Raw genomic sequence first — 18,798 nt, forward strand, 5'->3', positions numbered from 1 at the left:
TGAGTGAGGCACCATCAGAGCATGGTTGCGCGGCTTGTCGGTGTTGTTCTTGTCTGTCTGGGTGTGCTTGTCGCCGGGTGCGGGTCCAGTGGCACCGGCGTCGGCACCCCTGACAGTTCCGTCTCCACGCCTGCCTGGGCCGACGGCATGGCCACGGTGCAGGCCTCGCGGTTGCCTGCCGAGGCGCGGCGGACCCTGGAGCTCATCGACAAGGGCGGGCCGTTCCCGTACGCCAAGGACGGGACCGTCTTCGGGAACTTCGAGCGGGAGCTGCCCCGGCAGAAGCGCGGCTACTACCGGGAGTACACCGTGCGCACCCCGGGCGAGCGCGACCGCGGTGCCCGGCGGATCGTCACCGGGCGGGGCGGGGAGACGTACTACACCGATGACCACTACGAGTCGTTCAAGGCGGTGCTGCGATGAGCGGGGCTGGGCAAGCCGGGCCTTTTGACGCCCTCGCCGGGGCCGGGTGGGCGGTGCGCGTCGTCGACCTCGAAGGGGCCGAGGGCAAGGCCGCGTTCATGGACCGCTGCGCCGCCGCACTGGAGCTGCCCGCGTGGTTCGGGCGGAACTGGGACGCGCTGGCCGACTGCCTGAGCGACCCCGGCGTGGGTCCGCAGGGCGAGCACGGGCTCGTGGTCGTCGTGCGCGGGTGGGAGGAGTTCGGCGCGCGGCGTCCCGAGGTGTGGGAGACCGCGCGGGAGGTGTTCGCCGAGGCGGTGGAGCAGCGCCGGGAGGCCGGCGCCGCCCTCACCGTGGTGCTCGCCCTCAGTTGAGCTTGGCCCAGCTGCCGGGTGTGCCCGCCTTGCGGCACAGGTACAGGTCGGCCTTCGCGTCCAGGACCAGTTCCCCCACATCGTGGTAGTCCGCGGTGGGCGGTCCTGCGTACGGGGCCTGGCCGAGGCGGACCGCGGCCCGCTCCCCGGAGGCGTAGAGGCCGATCCCCTTCACCTGGCCGAGGGCGATCACGCCGTAGCCGCCGTACTGCCCGTTGTTGTCGGCGACGAGCCCGACCCCGTTCCCGGACACCGCCGCGCCCGTACCGGCCGTGCTGCCTGCCGCCAGGGCGGTGCCGGTCTGGCTGACGGCCCGGACGCCGGTGCCGTTGGACGAGGTGCCGACGACCCCGGACTGGCCCGGGCTGAAGCCGAACACGCCGTCGCTCTGCTGCCCGAGGGAGACCAGGCCCCGCAGGTTGCCGACCAGGTAGAGCGCCGACGGGTCGCCCTGGGTCGCGGACAGGTAGGTCAGGGACGTGGCGTTGTTGAAGCCGCCCTGGATGACCGGCTGGCCGTTGGCGCGGGGCGCGGCCTCCGATTCCGCCCGGGCCGTCTCGTCGGTGTGCTGGAGCTGCTCGACTTCCTTGAGCAGCGCCTCGGCCTCCGTGCGCAGCTCGGTCAGGCGCCGCTCGGCATCGGCCAGTCGGGTCTGTGCGTCGTCTTTCATGGTTGGACCCCCGTCCATCCGTTTCCATCCGTGATGGTGGCTCGGAACGTAGGCGCGCGGGCCCGGTCCGGCAAGCGCCCCGGACCGGGCCCGAAGATTGGGTGATCATCCAAGCCGGTACCGCTGACCTTGGGACGTTCGGCCCGGAGACGGGTTCGCGTGGTCCATGGGAAAATGAAGTACGTGCTTTGTGCCCCGGCGGCATCCTTCCGGGGCTCCCTTCTAGCGATCGGGACCTGCGCACGTGCGTTTCCTCAATGACATCAAGCCCGCGTACGACCTGACGTACGACGACGTCTTCATGGTGCCGAGCCGGAGCGCCGTCGGCTCCCGTCAGGCCGTGGACCTTTCGTCGCCGGACGGCACGGGCACCACGATCCCGCTGGTCGTGGCCAACATGACCGCGATCGCCGGCCGCCGCATGGCCGAGACGGTCGCCCGCCGGGGCGGGCTCGTCGTCATTCCCCAGGACATCCCGATCGAGGTCATCACCGAGGTCATCTCCTGGGTGAAGACCCGCCACCTCGTGCTCGACACCCCGATCGTCCTCGCGCCGACGCAGACCGTCGCCGACGCCCTGGCGCTGCTGCCCAAGCGCGCGCACAACGCCGGAGTGGTCGTCGACGACGAGCAGCGGCCCGTCGGTGTCGTCACCGACCAGGACCTCAGCGGCGTCGACCGCTTCACGCAGCTGTCCGAGGTCATGTCCAAGGACCTGCTGCTGCTCGACGCGGACATCGACCCGCGCGACGCCTTCAACAAGCTGGACGGCGCCAACCGCCGCTACGCCCCGGCCGTCGACAAGGACGGCAAGCTCGCCGGCATCCTGACCCGCACCGGCGCGCTGCGCGCCACGCTCTACTCCCCGGCCACCGACGCCGAGGGCAAGCTGCGCATCGCCGCCGCCGTCGGGATCAACGGCGACGTGGCGGGCAAGGCCAAGCAGCTCCTCGACGCGGGCGTCGACACGCTCGTCATCGACACCGCCCACGGGCACCAGGAGTCGATGATCTCCGCGATCAGGACCGTGCGCGCGCTCGACCCGCAGGTCCCGATCGTGGCGGGCAACATCGTCGCCGCCGAGGGCGTCAAGGACCTCATCGAGGCCGGTGCCGACATCATCAAGGTCGGCGTCGGACCCGGCGCCATGTGCACCACCCGCATGATGACCGGCGTCGGCCGGCCGCAGTTCTCCGCCGTCCTGGAGTGCGCCGCCGAGGCGAAGAAGTACGGCAAGCACGTCTGGGCCGACGGCGGTGTCCGGCACCCGCGCGACGTCGCCATGGCGCTCGCGGCCGGTGCGTCGAACGTGATGATCGGCTCGTGGTTCGCCGGTACCTACGAGTCCCCGGGCGACCTGCAGCACGACGCCCAGGGCCGCGCGTACAAGGAGTCCTTCGGCATGGCGTCGGCCCGCGCCGTGAAGAACCGGACCTCCGACGAGTCCGCGTACGACCGGGCTCGCAAGGCGCTCTTCGAGGAGGGCATCTCCACCTCGCGCATGTTCCTCGACCCGCAGCGTCCGGGCGTCGAGGACCTGATCGACTCGATCATCGCGGGCGTCCGCTCCTCCTGCACCTACGCCGGTGCCAACTCGCTGGCCGAGTTCGAGGAGAAGGCCACCGTCGGCATCCAGTCCGCCGCGGGCTACGCCGAGGGCAAGCCGCTGCACGCCAGCTGGAGCTAGTCACTTATCGGTCGTCGAGGCCGCGTGGTCACGCCGGGGACGGCGCGGCCCACGCGGCCTCGATGCGTTTGCCGTCCGGGGCCTCGAACACCGCGAGCCGCTCCGCCAGGTGCTCCACCATGTGCCAGCCGAAGCCACCGCCGCCGCCCAGGTCGGGTGTGCGGGGCACGGGTGTGCGCGGATCGGCGTCCTCCGCGCACACCGCCAACTCGCCCGCGTCCAGGCGCAGCCGAAGCCGCGCCAGAGCGCCCGTGTGCCGTGCCGCGTTGGTGACCAGCTCCGACACGACGAGCAGCACCGCGTCGGCATCGGCCCACGGACAGTGCTCGGCGAGAAACCGGGCAGCGGTGCTCCGGGCCTGTGCCCCCGTCAGGGGACCGTCCATCACGATCTCCATGCGGTACGGCTACCCCGCCACCGCGTCGGTATCGGAATCGGTTTCGGGGACGAGCACCGTGTCGAGCCCCGTGATCCGGAAGATGCGCTCCACCACCGGGGAGAGCCTGCGCACCGTCAGGCCGGCCCCCCGCTCCTGGAGCGCGGTGCGGGCCCGCAGCAGCGCGTTGATGCCGCCCGAGTCGAAGAACCGCACGGCGGCCAGGTCGAGGGTCACCGTGCCGCCTGCGGTCACGTCGATCCGCGGCAGGGCGTCGAGCAGCAGCGGCGCGCTCTCGTAGTCGAGGTCGCCGGTCAGCGCGACGACCGGACCGTGCGGGCCCGGTGCCGTGTCCAGGGACAGCTGGTGGGACGGGTCGTCGGGTATCGGCCCGGCGGCGGTGGCGCTCATCGGCTTCTCCGTACGGTCAGGGCGAGGGTGTCGTCCGGGTGCAGGATCACGGTGTGCATCTCCTCCGCGAGGGCGCCGGGGATCTCATCGGTGGGGCGGTGCCGGTGGCGGACCGCCGCCGCGGTCAGCCGGCGCTCTCCCTCGTAGGGGTCGCGGCGGCTCTCGGTCAGGCCGTCCGTGTACAGGACCAGCAGGTCGTCGGGGCCGAGCCGCTCGTGCAGGAGGCCCTCGCTGCCCGCCAGCGGATAGCCGATGCCCCGCCCGCGCACCTCCAGGAAGCGGGCGCTGCCGTCCTCGCCCACCAACAGGGGCGGCGGATGGCTGCCGTTGGCGACGGAGAGCCGGCCGGAGACGGGGTCGATGCGGACCAGCTGGACCGTCGCCATCAGCTCCCGGTCGTAGGGCAGCAGGATCTCGTCCGTGCGGCCGACGATCGTCTCCAGGGAGTGGCCCTCCAGAGTGAGGGTGCGCACCGCGTGCGTCACGTCCAGGGCGCTGCGCGTGCTGGCGACGCCGTGCCCGAGCGCGTCGACGACCGTGATGTGCACGGTCCCGTCGGGGAGTTGGAACCAGTCGTACAGGTCGCCTCCGGTGGGGGCGTCGGTGCCGGCCGGAGCGTAGTGGATGGCCAGTTCCAGGCCGTCGACCTTTATTGGGGCCGGGCGCAGGGCGTCCTCCAGCTCGCGCAGCATCTGGCCGTGGGCGCGCCGCAGTTGCTCGTCCCGCTCCTCCAACTGGACGTACAGCGCGAGGACTCCGCTGTTCGTCTCGTCGAGCTCGTGCGTGAGGCTGCGCCGGTCGGCCTCCAGGGTCTCGGCCCGGGCCAGGGCCGCCCGCAGCTCCTCCTCCAGGAGCTCCACGGTGGAGCGCGGCGCGGCGGGGGAGGCGGACGGCTGCGCGGGCAGCGGGATGCGCCACACCGTGCTGCCCTGCTCGCGCCCGGCGGGCAGGGGCAGGCTTTCCACGGCGGCCGCCGTCGGAGCCCGCAGGCGCAGGGTCAACTGCCGCTCGGCGACGGCCTGTTCGGGCACGGCTTCAAGCGTGACGAGGCGTCCCGCGCGCAGCTCGGGCTCCGCGACCCGGGACACGGACAGGGTCAGGCGGGTGCGCAGCTCGGCCGGCAGACGCAGCTGAGCGGCCAACGCCCGCACTGCCGACCGCAGTTCGGGCAGGGAGTGGTGCTTCGTACGGTGGGGTGCGGCCGCCTGGTCGGTCATGAGCTCCTCCTTGCCGCCCCGGAGACCAGGGCGGTCGCGTCGTCGCGTGCGCTGCGGTGGCCGTGGCCGAGTGCGGCGGCGAACAGCCGGGGCGGCAGCCCGAGCAGGAACGGCGTGGCCGTGTCCGCCCAGCGCGGTGAGATGCCGTCGCTGTGCACGACCGCCGCGCACTCCTCGGGCATCGGCCGGGTGCGGGTCTGCGGCGTCGGCATGTTCCAGCCGACCACGCCCGGCTGGCCGAGTGCCCGGGACCGTACGCCGTCCTGGGCGACGAGGAGCAGGCGGACGTTGCCGATGCCGCAGTGCTCCACCGAGCCGGGCCGCAGCCGGACCAGGGAGACCGCGGCGCCGCGCCCCGAGCGCAGCGCCCGGTCCATGCTCGCCAGGAGTTCGGGCAGCGGGCGGTCGGGTGCGGAGCGGAAGACCGCCACGGCCGCGGCGCTCGCCTGCGCGGCCTCATCCCCGTGCCCGAGCCCGTCCACCACGACCGCGGTGCGCCCGCCCGGGGCGTCGACCACGGCCGCGCTGTCCCCGCACGCCCGCTCGCCGCGGACCGGCAGGCACACCAGGCCGAGGTCGGTGCGCGCCGGACGGATGCCGGGGGCGTGGAACCGGGCGCAGATCAGCGTGCCGACCCCGGGCAGGGTGCGCAGCGTCAGCTCGTCGGCCAGGCGGCGGGCCGCGCCCATGCCGGAGCCGAGCGTCCCGGTGGTGCTGAACCCGTCGACCATGGCGTGATCGGGGCGGGCCATGCCGGGCCCCCGGTCCACGGCGACGACGTCGAGCCCGCCGCCCGCCGGATGGCGCTGTACGTAGACGGCGCCGCCCACCGCGTGCCGCAGCAGGTTCCCGGCGAGCTCGGTGGTGAGCACCGCGGCGCGCTCGGCGGCGGTGTCGTCGAGCCCGCCGGCGCGCGCCGTCCGCCGGACCAGGGTGGCCGCGTGGTGCACGGCGCTGGCGTGGTCGACGACGACCTGTGCGGTCACGGCGTCGTCGTGCGGCTGCGCGGTCATCGCGGCGTCCAGCGCGCCACGGTCACCGTCGTGCCGGCCCCGGGCCGGGTGTCGACCCGGAACTCCTCCATCAGACGGCGGGCGCCGCCCAGGCCGTGGCCGAGGCCGCCGCCGGTGGTGAAGCCGTCGGTCAGTGCCGCCCCGAGATCGGGGATGCCGGGGCCCTCGTCCCGTATCACCAGGCGGATGCCGTTCGCCCCGGTGCGCGCGAGGAGTTCGACGGTGAGGGTGCCGCCCTTGCCGTGGACGTAGGCGTTACGGGCCAGTTCGCTGGCGGCGGTCACCACCCTGGTCTGGTCGACCAGACCGAAGCCGCACTCGACCGTGGCCGCGCGGACGGCGTGACGCACCGTCAACAGATCGTCCTCCGAGCGGACTTCGTACGAGCGCTGCACGGTCACCTGCGGGCCCGGCGGGTGGAGCGCGGGCGCGGCGTGTTCATCCGACATGGTCATGGCCGGAGGCCTCCGGGGTCCGCTGCCAGCCGAGTGCGGTCAGGCCCTGCTCCGCGTTGAGCGCGGTCTCCACGCCCGTGAGCCGGATACCGAGTTCGACCAGGGTGATGGCGACGGCGGGCCGCATCCCGGCGACGATCACCCGGGCGCCCAACAACCGTGCCATCGTGGTCAGTTCCATCAGCGTACGGGCCACGAACGAGTCGATGATCTCCAGCCGGGAGATGTCGATGAGCACCCCGCGGGCCCCGTCGGACGCGATCCGCTCGGTCAGCTCGTCCGTGAACGTCAGGGCGGAACGGTCGTCCAGCTCGTTGAGCAGCCCCGTCACCAGGACGTCGCCGAGCCGCAGAATGGGAACGCCCTGCGGGCGCCGCTCGGTCACCGTGCTGCCGACTCGGCGACGGCGAGGCCGACGGCGGGCCGGTCCGTGAGTTTGATCGAGTCGGCCAGCGCGTCCGCCAGGGTCGCGCGGGTCAGGATGGTGGACAGGTCGATTCCCAACTGGGCGATGGTCTGGGCGATGGGCGGACGGATGCCGCTGATGACACAGTCCGCGCCCATCAGCCGGACCGCGTTGACGGTGTGCATGAGGTGCTGGGCGACCGCGGTGTCGACGGTCAGCACCCCGGTGATGTCGATGATGGCGATCTTGGCCTCGTCGTCCTGGATCGCCTGGAGCAGGGACTCCATGACGATCTGGGTGCGGGCCGTGTCGAGCGTGCCGATCAGCGGCACGGCGAGCACGTGCTTCCACAACCGCACGACGGGCGTGGACAGTTCCATCAGCTGCCGGCTCTGCCGCTGGATGATCTCCTCGCGGCCCTCGACGTACGTCTCGAAGGAGAGTGCGCCGGCCGCGTCCAGCATCCGGTTCACGAAGATCGCCGTCGCGAACAGTTCGCCCATGTCGCGGGTCGTGTGCTGCACGGCCGCGAGCAGTGCCTCCTTCAGGCTGAGGACCGCGAGGGAGGTGTCGGTCGGGGTGGCGCCCGCCCGGACCCGGCGCAGCGACAGTTCGGTCACCGTCGTGCGCAGGTTGTGGTGCGAGGCCACCAGGCGCTCGACGGGGGTGTCGCTGGCCAGCGCGTCGGTGAGCGCGTCGATGAGGGTGTGGGCCTCGTCGCGCAGCTCACTCTCGGTCATGTCGGTGCCGAGTGCGGCCTGCTCCAGCTGGAGCGTGGTCCACCGCTCGGCGATCCGCTCCTCCTGGTCCCGCAGTGCCTCGAGCAACAGGGCACGGATCTCGGTGTCGCTGGTACTCACAAGCCCCTCTCTCATCGTTTTCGCCGGACGTGTGTACCCCGCACGGGATGCGCGGGCCGAACTGCCCCCGCCGGGGGCCGGGTTGACGTGTCGCCGTCTTCGCAGGCCAACGGTAGGGGCAGCGGTTCCGGATACCCCTGTCGCGCGGCTTCACTCCCGTGCATGCGGTGTGGTCCCGAACACACCGCACGCATCAAGCGGAACGAGCGACGCAATGAACACCTGTCCCCCCGGCGTATGCGCAACGATCTTGCGAGGGTGCGCAAGGTTGCTGCATTACAGCCGGGAACGTACGTCCTCTAGAGTCATCCGCTGTACGTGGCGTGGCGGGGGACGGCCTGCACGGCGGTCCCCGGTCAGGGTGGGGGCTGTCGCGTTTCTCGCCGCCCGACCGGCAGCGATGAAGGAGCCAGCCCGTGCTCGATCACGGCGCACCCCCGCGCACCACCCCGGCCGAGAGTGCCCCCACGGGCCTCGGCGCCAAACTCATGCGGCGCAAGCCGGTGGAACGCCTGGTCGCGGAGGGCGGCCAGGGCGAGGGCGGCTCACTGCGGCGCTCGCTCGGGCTCTGGCAGCTGACCATGATCAGCATCGGTGCGACGCTCGGCACCGGCATCTTCGTGGTCCTCGGCGAGGCCGTGCCCAAGGCGGGTCCCGCCGTCACGCTGTCGTTCGTGATCGCCGGTCTGACGGCCCTCTTCTCGGCCCTCTCGTACGCCGAGCTGGCCGGCACCATCCCCGTCGCCGGGTCCTCCTACTCGTACGCATACGCAACGATGGGTGAGTTGATCGCCTGGGTCTGCGGCTGGTGCCTGGTCCTCGAGTACGGGGTCTCCGTCGCGGCCGTCGCCGTCGGCTGGGGCGAGTACCTCAACGAGCTGCTCGACGGCACCATCGGCGTCACCATCCCGGACGCGCTCTCCGCGCCGCCCGGCGACGGCGGCATCTTCAACCTGCCCGCGCTGATCGTGGTGCTGCTCGCCATGGTGTTCCTGCTCGGCGGCGCCCGTGAGTCGGCCCGCGCCAACACGATCATGGTCGTGGTGAAGATCGCCTCGCTGCTGCTCTTCTGCGCCATCGGCATCAAGGGCTTCCAGTCCGGCAACTACGAGCACTTCATGCCGCTCGGCATGGCGGGCGTGAGCGCCGCCGGGGCCACCCTCTTCTTCTCGTACATCGGATTCGACGCCGCCTCCACCGCCGGTGAGGAGGCGAAGAACGCACAGCGCGACCTGCCGCGCGCCATCATGCTCTCCCTCGTCATCGTCACCGCGCTGTACGTCCTCGTCGCCGCGGTCGCCGTCGGGGCGCGGCCCTGGAAGCAGTTCAGCGACTCCGAGGCCGCCCTCGCCGGGATCATGAAGGACGTCACGGGCCAGTCCGTGTGGGGGACGGTGCTCGCCGCGGGCGCCGTCATCGCCATCGCGTCGGTCGTGCTCACGGTGCTCTACGGGCAGACCCGCATCCTGTTCGCGATGGCCAGGGACGGACTCGTGCCCAAGACCTTCGCGAAGGTCCACCCGAAGACCGGGACGCCGCGCGCCAACACGGTCCTCGTCTCCCTGTTCTGCGGGGTGCTCGCCGCCGCGATCCCGCTCGGCCAGCTCGCCGACGCCACCAGCATCGGCACGCTCTTCGCGTTCGCCCTGGTCAACATCGCCGTGATCGTGCTGCGCCGCAGGCGGCCCGACATGCCGCGCACCTTCCGGGTGCCGCTGTCCCCGGTGCTGCCGGTGATCGGGTTCGCGCTGTGCGTCTGGATGATGGGCAGCCTGTCCGCGATCACCTGGACGGTCTTCGGAGTCTGGATGGCCGTCGGGCTCGTGATCTACTTCTGTTACGGGATGCGTCGCTCCCGACTGGCCCGTGAAGACGCCCTCGACGACGCCTCGACGGCGTCTTCGTAGACGCAGAAAAGTGAACCTCCTGCCGTGCTGAACGAACTCGACGAAAGCATCGTGCACGCCCTCGCCGAGGACGCCCGCCGCTCCTACGCCGACATCGGCCAGCTCGTCGGCCTGTCCGCGCCCGCCGTGAAGCGGCGCGTCGACCGGCTGCGGGCCACCGGGGCGATCACCGGGTTCACCGTGCGGGTCGACCCGGCCGCGCTCGGCTGGGAGACCGAGGGGTTCATCGAGATCTACTGCCGCCGCAACACCTCGCCGGACGCGATCCGGCGAGGCCTGGAGCGCTACCCCGAGGTCGCGGCCGCCTCCACCGTCACCGGTGAGGCGGACGCGCTCGTCCAGGTCTTCGCCTCCGACATGCGGCACTTCGAGCGGGTCCTGGAGCGGATCGCGGGGGAGCCGTTCGTCGAGCGGACCAAGTCGGTGCTCGTGCTCTCCCCGCTGATGCGCCGCTTCACGTCCGGCTCGCCCGCATAACCCCTACTCCGTGGGGAACACCGGCTGCCACGGCAGCACCGTGAAGTCGCCGCTGCCCTTCTTGACCGTCTCGAAGGGCGCGCCGCTCAGGCACCGGGGGACCGGCACGTCCTCGTCCGGAGTGGCCCAGCTGTAGCCGAGCCGGTCGTGCTTCCCGTCGTCGGTGACGGTGATGCCGACCCGCTTGCCCTTGAACGGGGTGTCCGAGTCCGTGACGATGCCCGTCAGCACCGCCGTCCTCCCGCCCGTCACCAGGCAGTCGACCTTCCCCTTCGCCCAGCCGCCCTTGCCGCCGAGGTAGTGGCTGAAGGAGAAGGTGCCGTACGCCTTCTCCGGCTCCATGGTGTTCTTCATCGCCAGATGCGCGTCGAACGTGAACGTGATGTCGTCGCCCAGCGGCCGGTACAGCTTGGCCGAACCGGTCAGCGCCGCCGCCTCGCGGGGCGCCGGCCGGTGGCCGTGGTCGGCGGTGGCCGCCGCCGTACCGCCGGTCGCGAGGATCAGGACCGCCGCCGCGGCAGCCATGATGCGGATGTTGAGGTGAGCCATGGGGATCCCCTTGGTGTGCGCCGTGCCGCCCGGTCCGTCCGGGCGTGATCACGATCCCGCGACGGTGACCTCAGGCACGTCCTGCCCCGGTCGGGACCTGCCTCCGCCGCGCGGGGGAGGCAGGTCCGTACGGACTGCGACCACGGGGTCACCCGGGCGCGCAACGAATCGCCGGAACAGGTCCCCGCTGCGCAACGGATCGCACGACCAGACGCAACAGTCCCGTCTTGTCCCGCCGACCTGCGGAAACGTACCGTCGTAGCGGTCCTTGTGGACCCCCTCCCCTCTTGCCCCGCTGCTCTTCCCGAGCTGCCCCCTGCCTCGACCGGGCTGTATCCGCAAGGAGTTCGCACCCCATGACGTCCACGGTGCCCACCGCCGTCCAGCACACCGACGCCCAGCCGCCGATCACCATGTTCGGACCGGACTTCCCGTACGCGTACGACGACTTCCTCGCGCACCCGGCGGGCCTGGGGCAGATACCGGCGACCGAGCACGGGACCGAGATCGCGGTCATCGGCGGGGGACTCTCCGGGATCGTCGCCGCGTACGAGCTGATGAAGATGGGCCTCAAGCCCGTCGTGTACGAGGCCGACGAGATCGGCGGCCGGCTGCGCACGGTCGGGTTCGAGGGGACGCCGCCGGACGCGGCCGGGCTGACCGCGGAGATGGGCGCGATGCGCTTCCCGCCGTCCTCGACGGCGCTGCAGCACTACATCGACCTGGTCGGGCTCGAGACCCGGGCCTTCCCGAACCCGCTGTCGCCCGCGACCCCGTCGACCGTCGTCGACCTCAAGGGCGAGAGCCACTACGCCGAGACGATCGACGACCTGCCGCAGGTGTACCGCGACGTCGCCGCCGCGTGGAACAAGTGCCTCGACGAGGGCGCCGACTTCTCCGACATGAACCAGGCGATGCGCGAGCGGGACGTGCCGCGCATCCGCGAGATCTGGTCGAAGCTCGTGGAGAAGCTCGACAACCAGACCTTCTACGGGTTCCTGTGCGAGTCCGAGGCGTTCAAGTCGTTCCGGCACCGGGAGATCTTCGGGCAGGTCGGGTTCGGCACGGGCGGCTGGGACACCGACTTCCCCAACTCCATCCTGGAGATCCTGCGCGTCGTCTACACCGAGGCCGACGACCACCACCGCGGCATCGTCGGCGGCTCCCAGCAGCTGCCGGTGCGGCTGTGGGAGCGCGAGCCGCAGAAGATCGTGCACTGGGCGCAGGGCACCTCGCTCGCGTCGCTGCACACGGACGGCACGCCGCGCCCGGCCGTGACCCGGCTGGCGCGCACCGCCGGGAACCACATCACCGTCACCGACGCGTCCGGCGACATCCGCACCTACAAGGCGGCGATCTTCACCGCCCAGTCCTGGATGCTGCTGTCGAAGGTGGCGTGCGACGACGCGCTGTTCCCGATCGACCACTGGACGGCGATCGAGCGCACGCACTACATGGAGTCCAGCAAGCTGTTCGTGCCGGTGGACCGGCCGTTCTGGCTCGACAAGGCCGTCGACGACAAGGGAAACCCGACCGGCCGCGACGTCATGTCGATGACGCTCACCGACCGGATGACGCGCGGCACGTACCTGCTCGACGACGGGCCCGACAAGCCCGCCGTCATCTGCCTCTCCTACACGTGGTGCGACGACAGCCTGAAGTGGCTGCCGCTGTCCGCGAACGAGCGGCTCGAAGTCATGCTGAAGTCGCTCGGCGAGATCTATCCCAAGGTCGACATCCGCAAGCACATCATCGGCAATCCGGTGACCGTGTCCTGGGAGAACGAGCCGTACTTCATGGGCGCCTTCAAGGCGAACCTGCCCGGCCACTACCGCTACCAGCGGCGCCTGTTCACCCACTTCATGCAGGAGGGCCTGCCCGAGGACCGGCGCGGCATCTTCCTCGCCGGTGACGACATCTCCTGGACGGCGGGCTGGGCCGAGGGCGCCGTACAGACCGCGCTGAACGCGGTGTGGGGCGTCATGCACCACCTGGGCGGGGCCACCGACGCGACCAACCCGGGTCCCGGGGACCTGTACGAGTCGATCGCGCCGGTCGAACTGCCCGAGGACTAGAGGCAGTTGGGGCCGCGGAGCGCTAGACGCCCGCGGCCCGCGCCTTCTCGTAGACCTCCGATGCCACGTCCTTGAGCTCCTGCGCGTCACGGACCAGGCCCTGGAGGTCGATGAGGATCTCCTCCAGGCCCACCTCGTCGTGTGCGACCAGGTCCTCGACGATCTGGTCGACGCTGCCCTGGAACGGCTTGCGGTCGTCGCCGGTGTACGTGTCCCGCGTATAGACCGTGTTCACCCGCAGCACGCTCTGCAGCGGTGCCGTGCGGCCCCGCTCCTCGGCCAGGGCCTGCAGGTCCGCCCACTGCTGCTTGAGCTGCTCGGCTCCCATGCCGACGGGCATCCAGCCGTCCGCCCGGTCGACCAGGCGGCGCAGCGCCTTCGGGCTGTTCGCCGGGAGCAGGATCGGGATCGGCCCGGCCGGCTTCGGGCCCACCTCGGACGGGGCGATCGTGGTCAGCTCGCCCTCGTACGCGACCGGGTCCGGGCCCCACACCGCACGGCACACGTCGATCAGCTCGTCCAGGACCTTGCCGCGCCGCTCGAAGGGGGCCACGGCCGCCGCCGCGTACTCGTCGTGCGACCAGCCCGTGCCGAGGCCGGCGACGACGCGGCCGCCGCTCGCCGCGTCCAACGAGGCGAGAGAGCGCGCCAGTTGGAACGGGACGTGCAGCGGTGCCACGAGCACGCTGGTGCCGAGCCGGGCGCGGGACGTGGCAGCCGCGGCGAGCGTGAGCGACACCAGCGGGTCCGCGACCGAGCGGTACTGCTCGGGCCAGGGCAGCCCCGGGATCCCGTAAAGGCCCTGTGTGGCGGGCTCGGGGAACAGGATCCGCTCGAAGACCCACAGGCTCTCGAACCCCACCGCTTCCGCGGCACGCGCCACGTCGGGGATGTCGCGGCCTATGTCGTACTGCTTCATCTGCGGCAGGCTCAGGCCCAGTCGGGTCGCCATGCGGTGCTCCTTCGTCGCGTGCGTATCGGTGCGTATCGGGTGTCGCACGCCTTTCAACGTACAGAGATCGCACGGGAGTTCCGGGGCACAGGTGGCCGGATTCAGTCGGGGAGCGGGGTGAGCAGTATGCGGCCCACCAGGCCCACCGAGGTGTCGAGGCGGTGTGCGAACTCGGCCGCCATGCCCGGCAGTTCGCGCAGCGCCCACAGGGTCCGGGCCGCCGCCCACGCCCCGTCGCGCGCCCGCTCGAGGCTCCAGGAGCCGAGCAGATGGGTGAGCGGATCGGCGACCTGGAGGAGATCGGGACCCGGCATCAGCTCTTCGCGGATGTGCTCCTCCAGCGCGACGAGGAGGTCGCCCACGCGGTCGAACTCGTCCTCCAGGGCGCCGGGTTCGCAGTCGAGCGTACGACAGGAGTCCACGACGGCCAGCGCCAGATCGTGGCCGATGTGCGCATTGATGCCCGCGAGCGCGAACTGCAGCGGACGTACGCCGGGATGGCGGCGGAACTGCAGCAGCGGGCGCCAGCAGGCGGGGCCGCGGACCCCGCGCGCCGCCGCGTCGACGGCCGTGAGATAGCGCTCGGCGAAGCGGACGTCCAGCGTGATCGCGGCTCTCCGGTCCCCGAAGCCCGCTGCGGCGCCCGACCCGATGGCCCGGTCGACCGCTTCCGTGACGGACAGATAGACCCGGTTGAAGACCGCCACACCGTCCCGCGGCGGCAGCTCCGCGGCGAGCGCGCGCATCCGTGCGAGCACCGGGGCGACCCCCTGGGCGGGGACGTGGGTCACTGCGATCCGTTCCAACTGCGCCATGGACGAAGGGTCCCAGTCGTAGGCTGACGCGGGCGTCGGCTGGCCGGGGGCTTCCCCAGAACGAGCGAACGGCCGACGGATACGAGGGGGAGGGCGCGGTGTCGGGGTTACGCGCGCGGCGGCTCGCCGAGCGGCGCAGGGCGCGGCGACGGGCGGCGGGGCGCGGCGTGCTGGTCGCGGCGGCCTCGGCCGTGGTGGCCGTGGGGACCGTCGCGGGCCTGGTGTCCGCACACGACAGCGGTCCTGACGGCGGCGACGAGGCGCGGCCCACCGTGAGCGGGGCGCCGAGTCTGCGGCCGCTGCCCGCGGTGCCGAGCCCGAGCGCGCACACGAACTCGCCCTCTCCTGCGCACAGTTCACCGAAGCCCGCGGAGCGGAAGTCCTCTCCTGCCAAGCCCAAGCCGTCGAGCGAGGCTCCGGCAGCCCCCGCGCCGACCGGCCTGTACCGGCACGCCGACTCGCAGGTCCTCGACTGGGTGCGGGCCCATCGCTCCGATCCGCGGCGCCCCCTGATCGAGGCCCGGATCGCGGACCGGCCCGCCGCCGTGTGGTTCGCCGACTTCACGCCGGACACGATCACGTCCCGGGTGCGCGCCGTGACGTCGGGCGCGGCGCGGTCCGGGCAGGTGCCGGTGGTCGTGCCGTACGCGATACCCGAGCGCGACTGCGGCGGCGCCTCGAGCGGCGGGGCCCCGGACGTCGGGGCGTACGGCGACTGGATCGACCGGTTCGCCGCGGGGCTGGGCTCGCGCGAGGTGATCGTGGTCCTGGAGCCCGACGCGCTGTCGCAGACGGAGTGCCTGAGCGAGGGCCAACGGGCGGACAGGTACGCGGCGTTGGCCCGCGCGGGCCGCGTCCTGAAGGCCGCGAACCCGCGGGCGCGCGTGTACTACGACGCCGGGCACTCCGACTGGAACCCGGCCGGGACGCAGGCCGCCCGGCTGCGCGCGGCGGGTGCGGCGTCGGCCGCGTCCTCCGACGGCATCTTCACCAACGTCTCGAACTTCAACCGGACCTCGGACGAGATCGCGTACGCCCGCAGGGTCCTCGCCGCGATGGGCGGAGCGAGCGGTCTCGGCGCCGTCATCGACACCAGCCGCAACGGCAACGGAGCCCCGGCGGACGGCGCCTGGTGCGACCCCGACGGCCGGAAACTGGGGCAGGCGCCGACCCTGCGGACCGGTGAGGCCGGGATCGACGCCTACCTGTGGGTGAAACTGCCGGGGGAGTCCGACGGCTGCAAGGGCTCGCCGGGGACGTTCACCCCCGACTACGCGTATGAGTTGGCCGACTGATCCTCGTCCTCGTCCTCGGCCTCGTCCTCGTCCTCGTTCTTCCCGGACTGGTCGTACGCCGACGTGCCCGAATCCACTCGGATACCCTCCTGGGCTCGGCTTGCCCCGGCGGGGGTGTTCAACTGAAGATCACGTCGGCTCTGCGGTGCGCGGGGCGTACCGGAGCGAGAGGCATGGGCATGGCGAGATTCGGGTGGACGCTGCACGGTGACGGCAGGGACCTGAGGCCGGGGGAGGTGGTCAGGCCGTCGGAGCGGTTGAGCTGGCCGCGCACGATCGGTCTGGGCGCACAGCATGTGGTGTCGATGATCGGCGCATGCTTCGTGGCCCCGGTCTTGATGGGCTTGGACCCGAGCCTGGCGCTGATGGCCTCCGGCGTCGCGACGATCCTCTTCCTGCTGGTGACGCGGGGCCGTATCCCGTCCTATCTGGGATCGTCACTGTCCTTCGTCGGAGTCTCGGCGGTCATCGCCTCGCAGGGCGGGGACGCGGGCACGCTGACCGGGGCGATGCTGGTGGTCGGCGCCTGCCTGGCGGGCTGCGGGCTGGCCATTCATGTGCTGGGCGCGCGGGTCATTCACGCGGTGCTGCCGCCGGCGGTGACCGGAGCGGTGGTGATGCTGATCGGCTTCAACCTGGCACCGGTGACCGCGTCCACGTACTGGCCGCAGGATCAGTGGACGGCGCTGGCGGTGATGCTGTTCACCGGCCTCGCGCTGGTGGTCCTGCGCGGCTTCTGGTCCCGCATCGCGATCTTCCTGGGGCTGCTCTTCGGCTATGTGCTGTCCTGGGTCCTGGACCACACAGCCGGGATGATCCATTCCGCGAACGGGGCGGGAAAGGTCACCGAGCACCGGCGGATCGACTTCTCCGGCGTCTCGGCCGCCGATTGGATCGGCTTCCCGTCCCTGCACGCCCCGAACTTCTCCGCCTCGGCGGTCCTGGTCGCCCTCCCGGTGCTGGTGGCGTTGATCGCCGAGAACGCCGGGCACGTCAAGGCGGTGGGGGAGATGACGGGCGATGCGCTGGATGACCAGATGGGCAGGGCGATCGTGGCGGACGGCGCGGCGACGGTGCTGTCGACTGCGGTGGGCGGGCCGGCGACCACCACCTATGCGGAGAACATCGGGGTGATGGCCGCGACCCGCGTCTACTCCACGGCCGCGTACACGGCGGCAGCCTGGTTCGCGCTGCTGTTCGGGCTGTGTCCGAAGTTCGGCGCGCTGGTGGCCGCGATCCCGGGCGGGGTGCTCGGCGGGATCACGGTGATCCTGTACGGCATGATCGGGCTCCTGGGCGCGCAGATCTGGATCCGCAACAAGGTCGACTTCACCCAGCCCCTCAATCTCGTCCCGGCCGCGGCCGGCGTCATCGTCGGCATCGGCGGGGTCTCGCTGAAGTTCACCGACAACTTCGAACTGTCCGGCATTGCCCTGGGCACTCTGATCGTCCTCACCGGGTACCACGCCCTGCGGTGGCTCTCCCGGGCCGCGGGCACATCCCAGCCGCCGCTCCTGGACGGCGGTACCACCGACTACGACGTCGAGACCACACCCGCCCCGTGACCACGGCAGCCGGCTACTTCGCGTACAGCAGGGTGCCGAAGCCGAGCTGGTCGTAGCCGCCGCTGTTGGGGCCGTAGTCTCCGCCGCCACCCTCGGGGCGGACCTTCTCGGCCATCGCGGTGATGTACGGAACGGACAGTCCGCGGCGCCGGTTGTAGTGGTAGTGGAGGATGTCCCACACCGGGCGCTCCTGGCCGCGGCTGCCGGAGCCGATGACGGTCTGGTTCACGTTGTCGCAGTTGTTGTAGGTGGTGTACGGGACGTCCTGGCCGAGGTTGTACTCGGCCACGTACTGGGCGGCCTTCATGAACCGGTTGCCGTCCGCGCCGTAGAGGTCGACGCCCTGGTTCCAGGCCATCTCGCAGATCGCGCCCATCAGGCCGATGCCCATGATGGTGTGGCCCTGGTCGCGGCCGGACTCCTGCCACTGGGCCAGGCCCGCGTCGGCGTACACGAAGGGGACCGCGTTCTTGAGCGCGCCGGTGCCCTTGCCGCTCTGGAAGTAGTTCACCGCCTCGTCGAACTTCGCCTTGTCGTCGCAGAGGATCCCGATGGCGAGGATCGAGGCCATGTTGCACAGGTCCCAGTTGGCCCAGTAGTGGGTGTCGCAGGTGCCGTTGTGCCGGACGAGGAAGTCGCTGTTCAGCGGGTAGAAGACCTCCTTCATCAGGGTCTGGAAACGTGGCAGGTCGAACCCCTCGTAGTCGCGGATGAGTTCGGCCGCGTTGGCGAACTGGTAGCCGTAGATGCCCGACGCGAGCCGTGAGTCCGAGTAGGTGGGATCGATGGTCTTCAGGGTCGTGGACCAGGCGTTGCAGATGTCCCGTGCGGTGTCGGCGTGGGCGGTGTCGCCGGTGATCTTCCAGCGCAGCGCGTTCTGATACGCCGCGTGGATGTCGTTGTAGAGGATCCCGTAGTTCTGCCCTTCGCTGCCGCCGCGGATGATCGTCTCCTGGGGGTTGGGTACCCAGCCCGACGCGGAGTGCGCGTTGGCGGTCAGCCGGTTCCAGCCGGCCAGCCACGGGTCGTCGCCCGCGGCCACCCGGACGCGGGCACGGTTCAGATCGCCCTCGTTGTGCAGCATCCCGGGATGCGTGAAGGTGTCCGGCGCGGCGTACGCGGCGACCCCGCCGCCCACGGCCCCGGCCGCCGCCAGACCTCCGGCCATCTGCAGGATCCTGCGGCGGCTCACGCGGTGTGTGTTGTGGTGGCCCATGTAACGCCTCCTATGTGTGTGGGGGTGGAGGGTGCTGGTGTCCGGGCTCAGGGAAAGGGGTCGTGGGGGAGACCCG

20 protein-coding genes are annotated in these 18,798 nt (G+C 71.5%); 8 read left to right on the forward strand and 12 right to left on the reverse strand.

From position 1 onward, the window contains the following. The first annotated feature begins 21 nt into the window (after positions 1-21). Both ACIBUY_RS34945 and ACIBUY_RS34950 read left to right on the forward strand, forming a co-directional pair. Positions 22-423, forward strand: coding sequence for a ribonuclease domain-containing protein (locus tag ACIBUY_RS34945; protein WP_365577618.1), 402 nt, complete (start codon positions 22-24; stop codon positions 421-423). After that, the gene (locus tag ACIBUY_RS34950; protein WP_365577616.1) at positions 420-776 is read left to right on the forward strand and encodes a barstar family protein; all 357 of its coding nucleotides are present in this window, start codon (positions 420-422) and stop codon (positions 774-776) included. Before ACIBUY_RS34945 ends, ACIBUY_RS34950 begins: the two co-directional genes overlap by 4 nt. On the opposite strand, the gene ACIBUY_RS34955 is transcribed toward ACIBUY_RS34950, so the two are convergent. Next, on the reverse strand, positions 769-1,446 hold the full coding sequence (locus tag ACIBUY_RS34955) for a hypothetical protein (RefSeq protein WP_365577613.1): 678 nt from the start codon (positions 1,444-1,446) through the stop codon (positions 769-771). The two genes, ACIBUY_RS34950 and ACIBUY_RS34955, sit on opposite strands and share 8 nt — an antisense overlap. Positions 1,447-1,690: 244 nt before the next feature. Between ACIBUY_RS34955 and ACIBUY_RS34960 the strand changes: the two genes are divergently transcribed. Next, the gene (locus tag ACIBUY_RS34960; protein WP_365577610.1) at positions 1,691-3,133 is read left to right on the forward strand and encodes a GuaB1 family IMP dehydrogenase-related protein; all 1,443 of its coding nucleotides are present in this window, start codon (positions 1,691-1,693) and stop codon (positions 3,131-3,133) included. A 28-nt stretch (positions 3,134-3,161) separates the two neighbouring features. Here ACIBUY_RS34960 and ACIBUY_RS34965 read toward each other — a convergent pair whose 3' ends face one another. Genes ACIBUY_RS34965 through ACIBUY_RS34995 form a run of 7 tightly spaced genes read right to left on the reverse strand, consistent with a single transcriptional unit; the run spans position 3,162 to position 7,871 of the window. Continuing rightward, a complete protein-coding gene (locus ACIBUY_RS34965; RefSeq protein WP_399154788.1) occupies positions 3,162-3,530 on the reverse strand; it encodes an ATP-binding protein in 369 nt (122 codons plus the stop codon). 9 nt (positions 3,531-3,539) lie between these two features. Continuing rightward, positions 3,540-3,920, reverse strand: coding sequence for an STAS domain-containing protein (locus tag ACIBUY_RS34970; RefSeq protein ID WP_365577604.1), 381 nt, complete (start codon positions 3,918-3,920; stop codon positions 3,540-3,542). After that, positions 3,917-5,137: a PP2C family protein-serine/threonine phosphatase gene (locus ACIBUY_RS34975; protein ID WP_399154789.1), complete on the reverse strand. Its 1,221-nt coding sequence runs from the start codon at positions 5,135-5,137 to the stop codon at positions 3,917-3,919. The genes ACIBUY_RS34970 and ACIBUY_RS34975 overlap by 4 nt, the downstream gene beginning before the upstream one ends. Further along, positions 5,134-6,150 (reverse strand): SpoIIE family protein phosphatase, encoded by a 1,017-nt coding sequence (locus ACIBUY_RS34980; RefSeq protein ID WP_399154790.1) that lies wholly within the window; start codon positions 6,148-6,150, stop codon positions 5,134-5,136. The genes ACIBUY_RS34975 and ACIBUY_RS34980 overlap by 4 nt, the downstream gene beginning before the upstream one ends. After that, positions 6,147-6,599: an ATP-binding protein gene (locus tag ACIBUY_RS34985; RefSeq protein WP_399154842.1), complete on the reverse strand. Its 453-nt coding sequence runs from the start codon at positions 6,597-6,599 to the stop codon at positions 6,147-6,149. The genes ACIBUY_RS34980 and ACIBUY_RS34985 overlap by 4 nt, the downstream gene beginning before the upstream one ends. Further along, the gene (locus tag ACIBUY_RS34990) at positions 6,589-6,990 is read right to left on the reverse strand and encodes an STAS domain-containing protein (protein ID WP_365577596.1); all 402 of its coding nucleotides are present in this window, start codon (positions 6,988-6,990) and stop codon (positions 6,589-6,591) included. Before ACIBUY_RS34990 ends, ACIBUY_RS34985 begins: the two co-directional genes overlap by 11 nt. Further along, complete coding sequence (locus ACIBUY_RS34995) at positions 6,987-7,871, reverse strand: STAS domain-containing protein (RefSeq protein ID WP_365577593.1); 885 nt, start codon at positions 7,869-7,871, stop codon at positions 6,987-6,989. The genes ACIBUY_RS34990 and ACIBUY_RS34995 overlap by 4 nt, the downstream gene beginning before the upstream one ends. A gap of 416 nt (positions 7,872-8,287) precedes the next feature. Here ACIBUY_RS34995 and ACIBUY_RS35000 point away from each other — a divergent pair, with 416 nt between their 5' ends. Together ACIBUY_RS35000 and ACIBUY_RS35005 are read left to right on the forward strand one after the other, a co-directional pair. Continuing rightward, positions 8,288-9,778 (forward strand): amino acid permease, encoded by a 1,491-nt coding sequence (locus ACIBUY_RS35000; RefSeq protein WP_399154791.1) that lies wholly within the window; start codon positions 8,288-8,290, stop codon positions 9,776-9,778. Between the two features lie 24 nt (positions 9,779-9,802). Next, positions 9,803-10,255, forward strand: a complete 453-nt coding sequence (locus ACIBUY_RS35005) for an Lrp/AsnC family transcriptional regulator (RefSeq protein ID WP_399154792.1) — start codon at positions 9,803-9,805, stop codon at positions 10,253-10,255. 3 nt (positions 10,256-10,258) lie between these two features. Here the strand turns inward: ACIBUY_RS35005 and ACIBUY_RS35010 are convergent, their stop codons facing one another. After that, positions 10,259-10,804: a hypothetical protein gene (locus ACIBUY_RS35010; RefSeq protein ID WP_399154793.1), complete on the reverse strand. Its 546-nt coding sequence runs from the start codon at positions 10,802-10,804 to the stop codon at positions 10,259-10,261. 356 nt (positions 10,805-11,160) lie between these two features. Between ACIBUY_RS35010 and ACIBUY_RS35015 the strand changes: the two genes are divergently transcribed. Then, positions 11,161-12,879, forward strand: coding sequence for an NAD(P)/FAD-dependent oxidoreductase (locus tag ACIBUY_RS35015; RefSeq protein ID WP_365577581.1), 1,719 nt, complete (start codon positions 11,161-11,163; stop codon positions 12,877-12,879). Positions 12,880-12,901: 22 nt separating this feature from the next. On the opposite strand, the gene ACIBUY_RS35020 is transcribed toward ACIBUY_RS35015, so the two are convergent. Next, positions 12,902-13,831 carry an LLM class F420-dependent oxidoreductase gene (locus tag ACIBUY_RS35020; RefSeq protein ID WP_365577578.1) on the reverse strand — a complete coding sequence of 310 codons (930 nt, stop codon included), beginning with the start codon at positions 13,829-13,831 and terminating at the stop codon, positions 12,902-12,904. Between the two features lie 101 nt (positions 13,832-13,932). Further along, positions 13,933-14,646 (reverse strand): DUF5995 family protein, encoded by a 714-nt coding sequence (locus ACIBUY_RS35025; RefSeq protein WP_399154794.1) that lies wholly within the window; start codon positions 14,644-14,646, stop codon positions 13,933-13,935. 98 nt (positions 14,647-14,744) lie between these two features. Between ACIBUY_RS35025 and ACIBUY_RS35030 the strand changes: the two genes are divergently transcribed. Together ACIBUY_RS35030 and ACIBUY_RS35035 are read left to right on the forward strand one after the other, a co-directional pair. After that, the gene (locus ACIBUY_RS35030) at positions 14,745-15,941 is read left to right on the forward strand and encodes a glycoside hydrolase family 6 protein (protein ID WP_399154795.1); all 1,197 of its coding nucleotides are present in this window, start codon (positions 14,745-14,747) and stop codon (positions 15,939-15,941) included. Between the two features lie 179 nt (positions 15,942-16,120). Then, entirely contained in the window at positions 16,121-17,506 is a 1,386-nt protein-coding gene (locus ACIBUY_RS35035) for a uracil-xanthine permease family protein (protein ID WP_399154843.1), read from the forward strand. 13 nt (positions 17,507-17,519) lie between these two features. Here the strand turns inward: ACIBUY_RS35035 and ACIBUY_RS35040 are convergent, their stop codons facing one another. Continuing rightward, complete coding sequence (locus ACIBUY_RS35040; protein ID WP_399154796.1) at positions 17,520-18,722, reverse strand: alginate lyase family protein; 1,203 nt, start codon at positions 18,720-18,722, stop codon at positions 17,520-17,522. Positions 18,723-18,798 lie beyond the last annotated feature (76 nt).

Origin of the sequence: Streptomyces sp. NPDC050085, from assembly GCF_044460595.1 — a bacterium.
Taxonomy (GTDB): domain Bacteria; phylum Actinomycetota; class Actinomycetes; order Streptomycetales; family Streptomycetaceae; genus Streptomyces.

Excerpts from the sequence above, each read along its gene's own strand:
- ACIBUY_RS34945 (WP_365577618.1), top strand. The coding sequence starts at position 22 with ATGGTTGCGCGGCTTGTCGGTGTTGTTCTTGTCTGTCTGGGTGTGCTT.
- ACIBUY_RS34950 (WP_365577616.1), top strand. The coding sequence starts at position 420 with ATGAGCGGGGCTGGGCAAGCCGGGCCTTTTGACGCCCTCGCCGGGGCC.
- ACIBUY_RS34955 (WP_365577613.1), bottom strand. The coding sequence starts at position 1,446 with ATGAAAGACGACGCACAGACCCGACTGGCCGATGCCGAGCGGCGCCTG.
- ACIBUY_RS34965 (WP_399154788.1), bottom strand. The coding sequence starts at position 3,530 with ATGGAGATCGTGATGGACGGTCCCCTGACGGGGGCACAGGCCCGGAGC.
- ACIBUY_RS34970 (WP_365577604.1), bottom strand. The coding sequence starts at position 3,920 with ATGAGCGCCACCGCCGCCGGGCCGATACCCGACGACCCGTCCCACCAG.
- ACIBUY_RS34975 (WP_399154789.1), bottom strand. The coding sequence starts at position 5,137 with ATGACCGACCAGGCGGCCGCACCCCACCGTACGAAGCACCACTCCCTG.
- ACIBUY_RS34980 (WP_399154790.1), bottom strand. The coding sequence starts at position 6,150 with ATGACCGCGCAGCCGCACGACGACGCCGTGACCGCACAGGTCGTCGTC.
- ACIBUY_RS34985 (WP_399154842.1), bottom strand. The coding sequence starts at position 6,599 with ATGTCGGATGAACACGCCGCGCCCGCGCTCCACCCGCCGGGCCCGCAG.
- ACIBUY_RS35010 (WP_399154793.1), bottom strand. The coding sequence starts at position 10,804 with ATGGCTCACCTCAACATCCGCATCATGGCTGCCGCGGCGGCGGTCCTG.
- ACIBUY_RS35015 (WP_365577581.1), top strand. The coding sequence starts at position 11,161 with ATGACGTCCACGGTGCCCACCGCCGTCCAGCACACCGACGCCCAGCCG.
- ACIBUY_RS35020 (WP_365577578.1), bottom strand. The coding sequence starts at position 13,831 with ATGGCGACCCGACTGGGCCTGAGCCTGCCGCAGATGAAGCAGTACGAC.
- ACIBUY_RS35025 (WP_399154794.1), bottom strand. The coding sequence starts at position 14,646 with ATGGCGCAGTTGGAACGGATCGCAGTGACCCACGTCCCCGCCCAGGGG.
- ACIBUY_RS35035 (WP_399154843.1), top strand. The coding sequence starts at position 16,121 with ATGGCGAGATTCGGGTGGACGCTGCACGGTGACGGCAGGGACCTGAGG.
- ACIBUY_RS35040 (WP_399154796.1), bottom strand. The coding sequence starts at position 18,722 with ATGGGCCACCACAACACACACCGCGTGAGCCGCCGCAGGATCCTGCAG.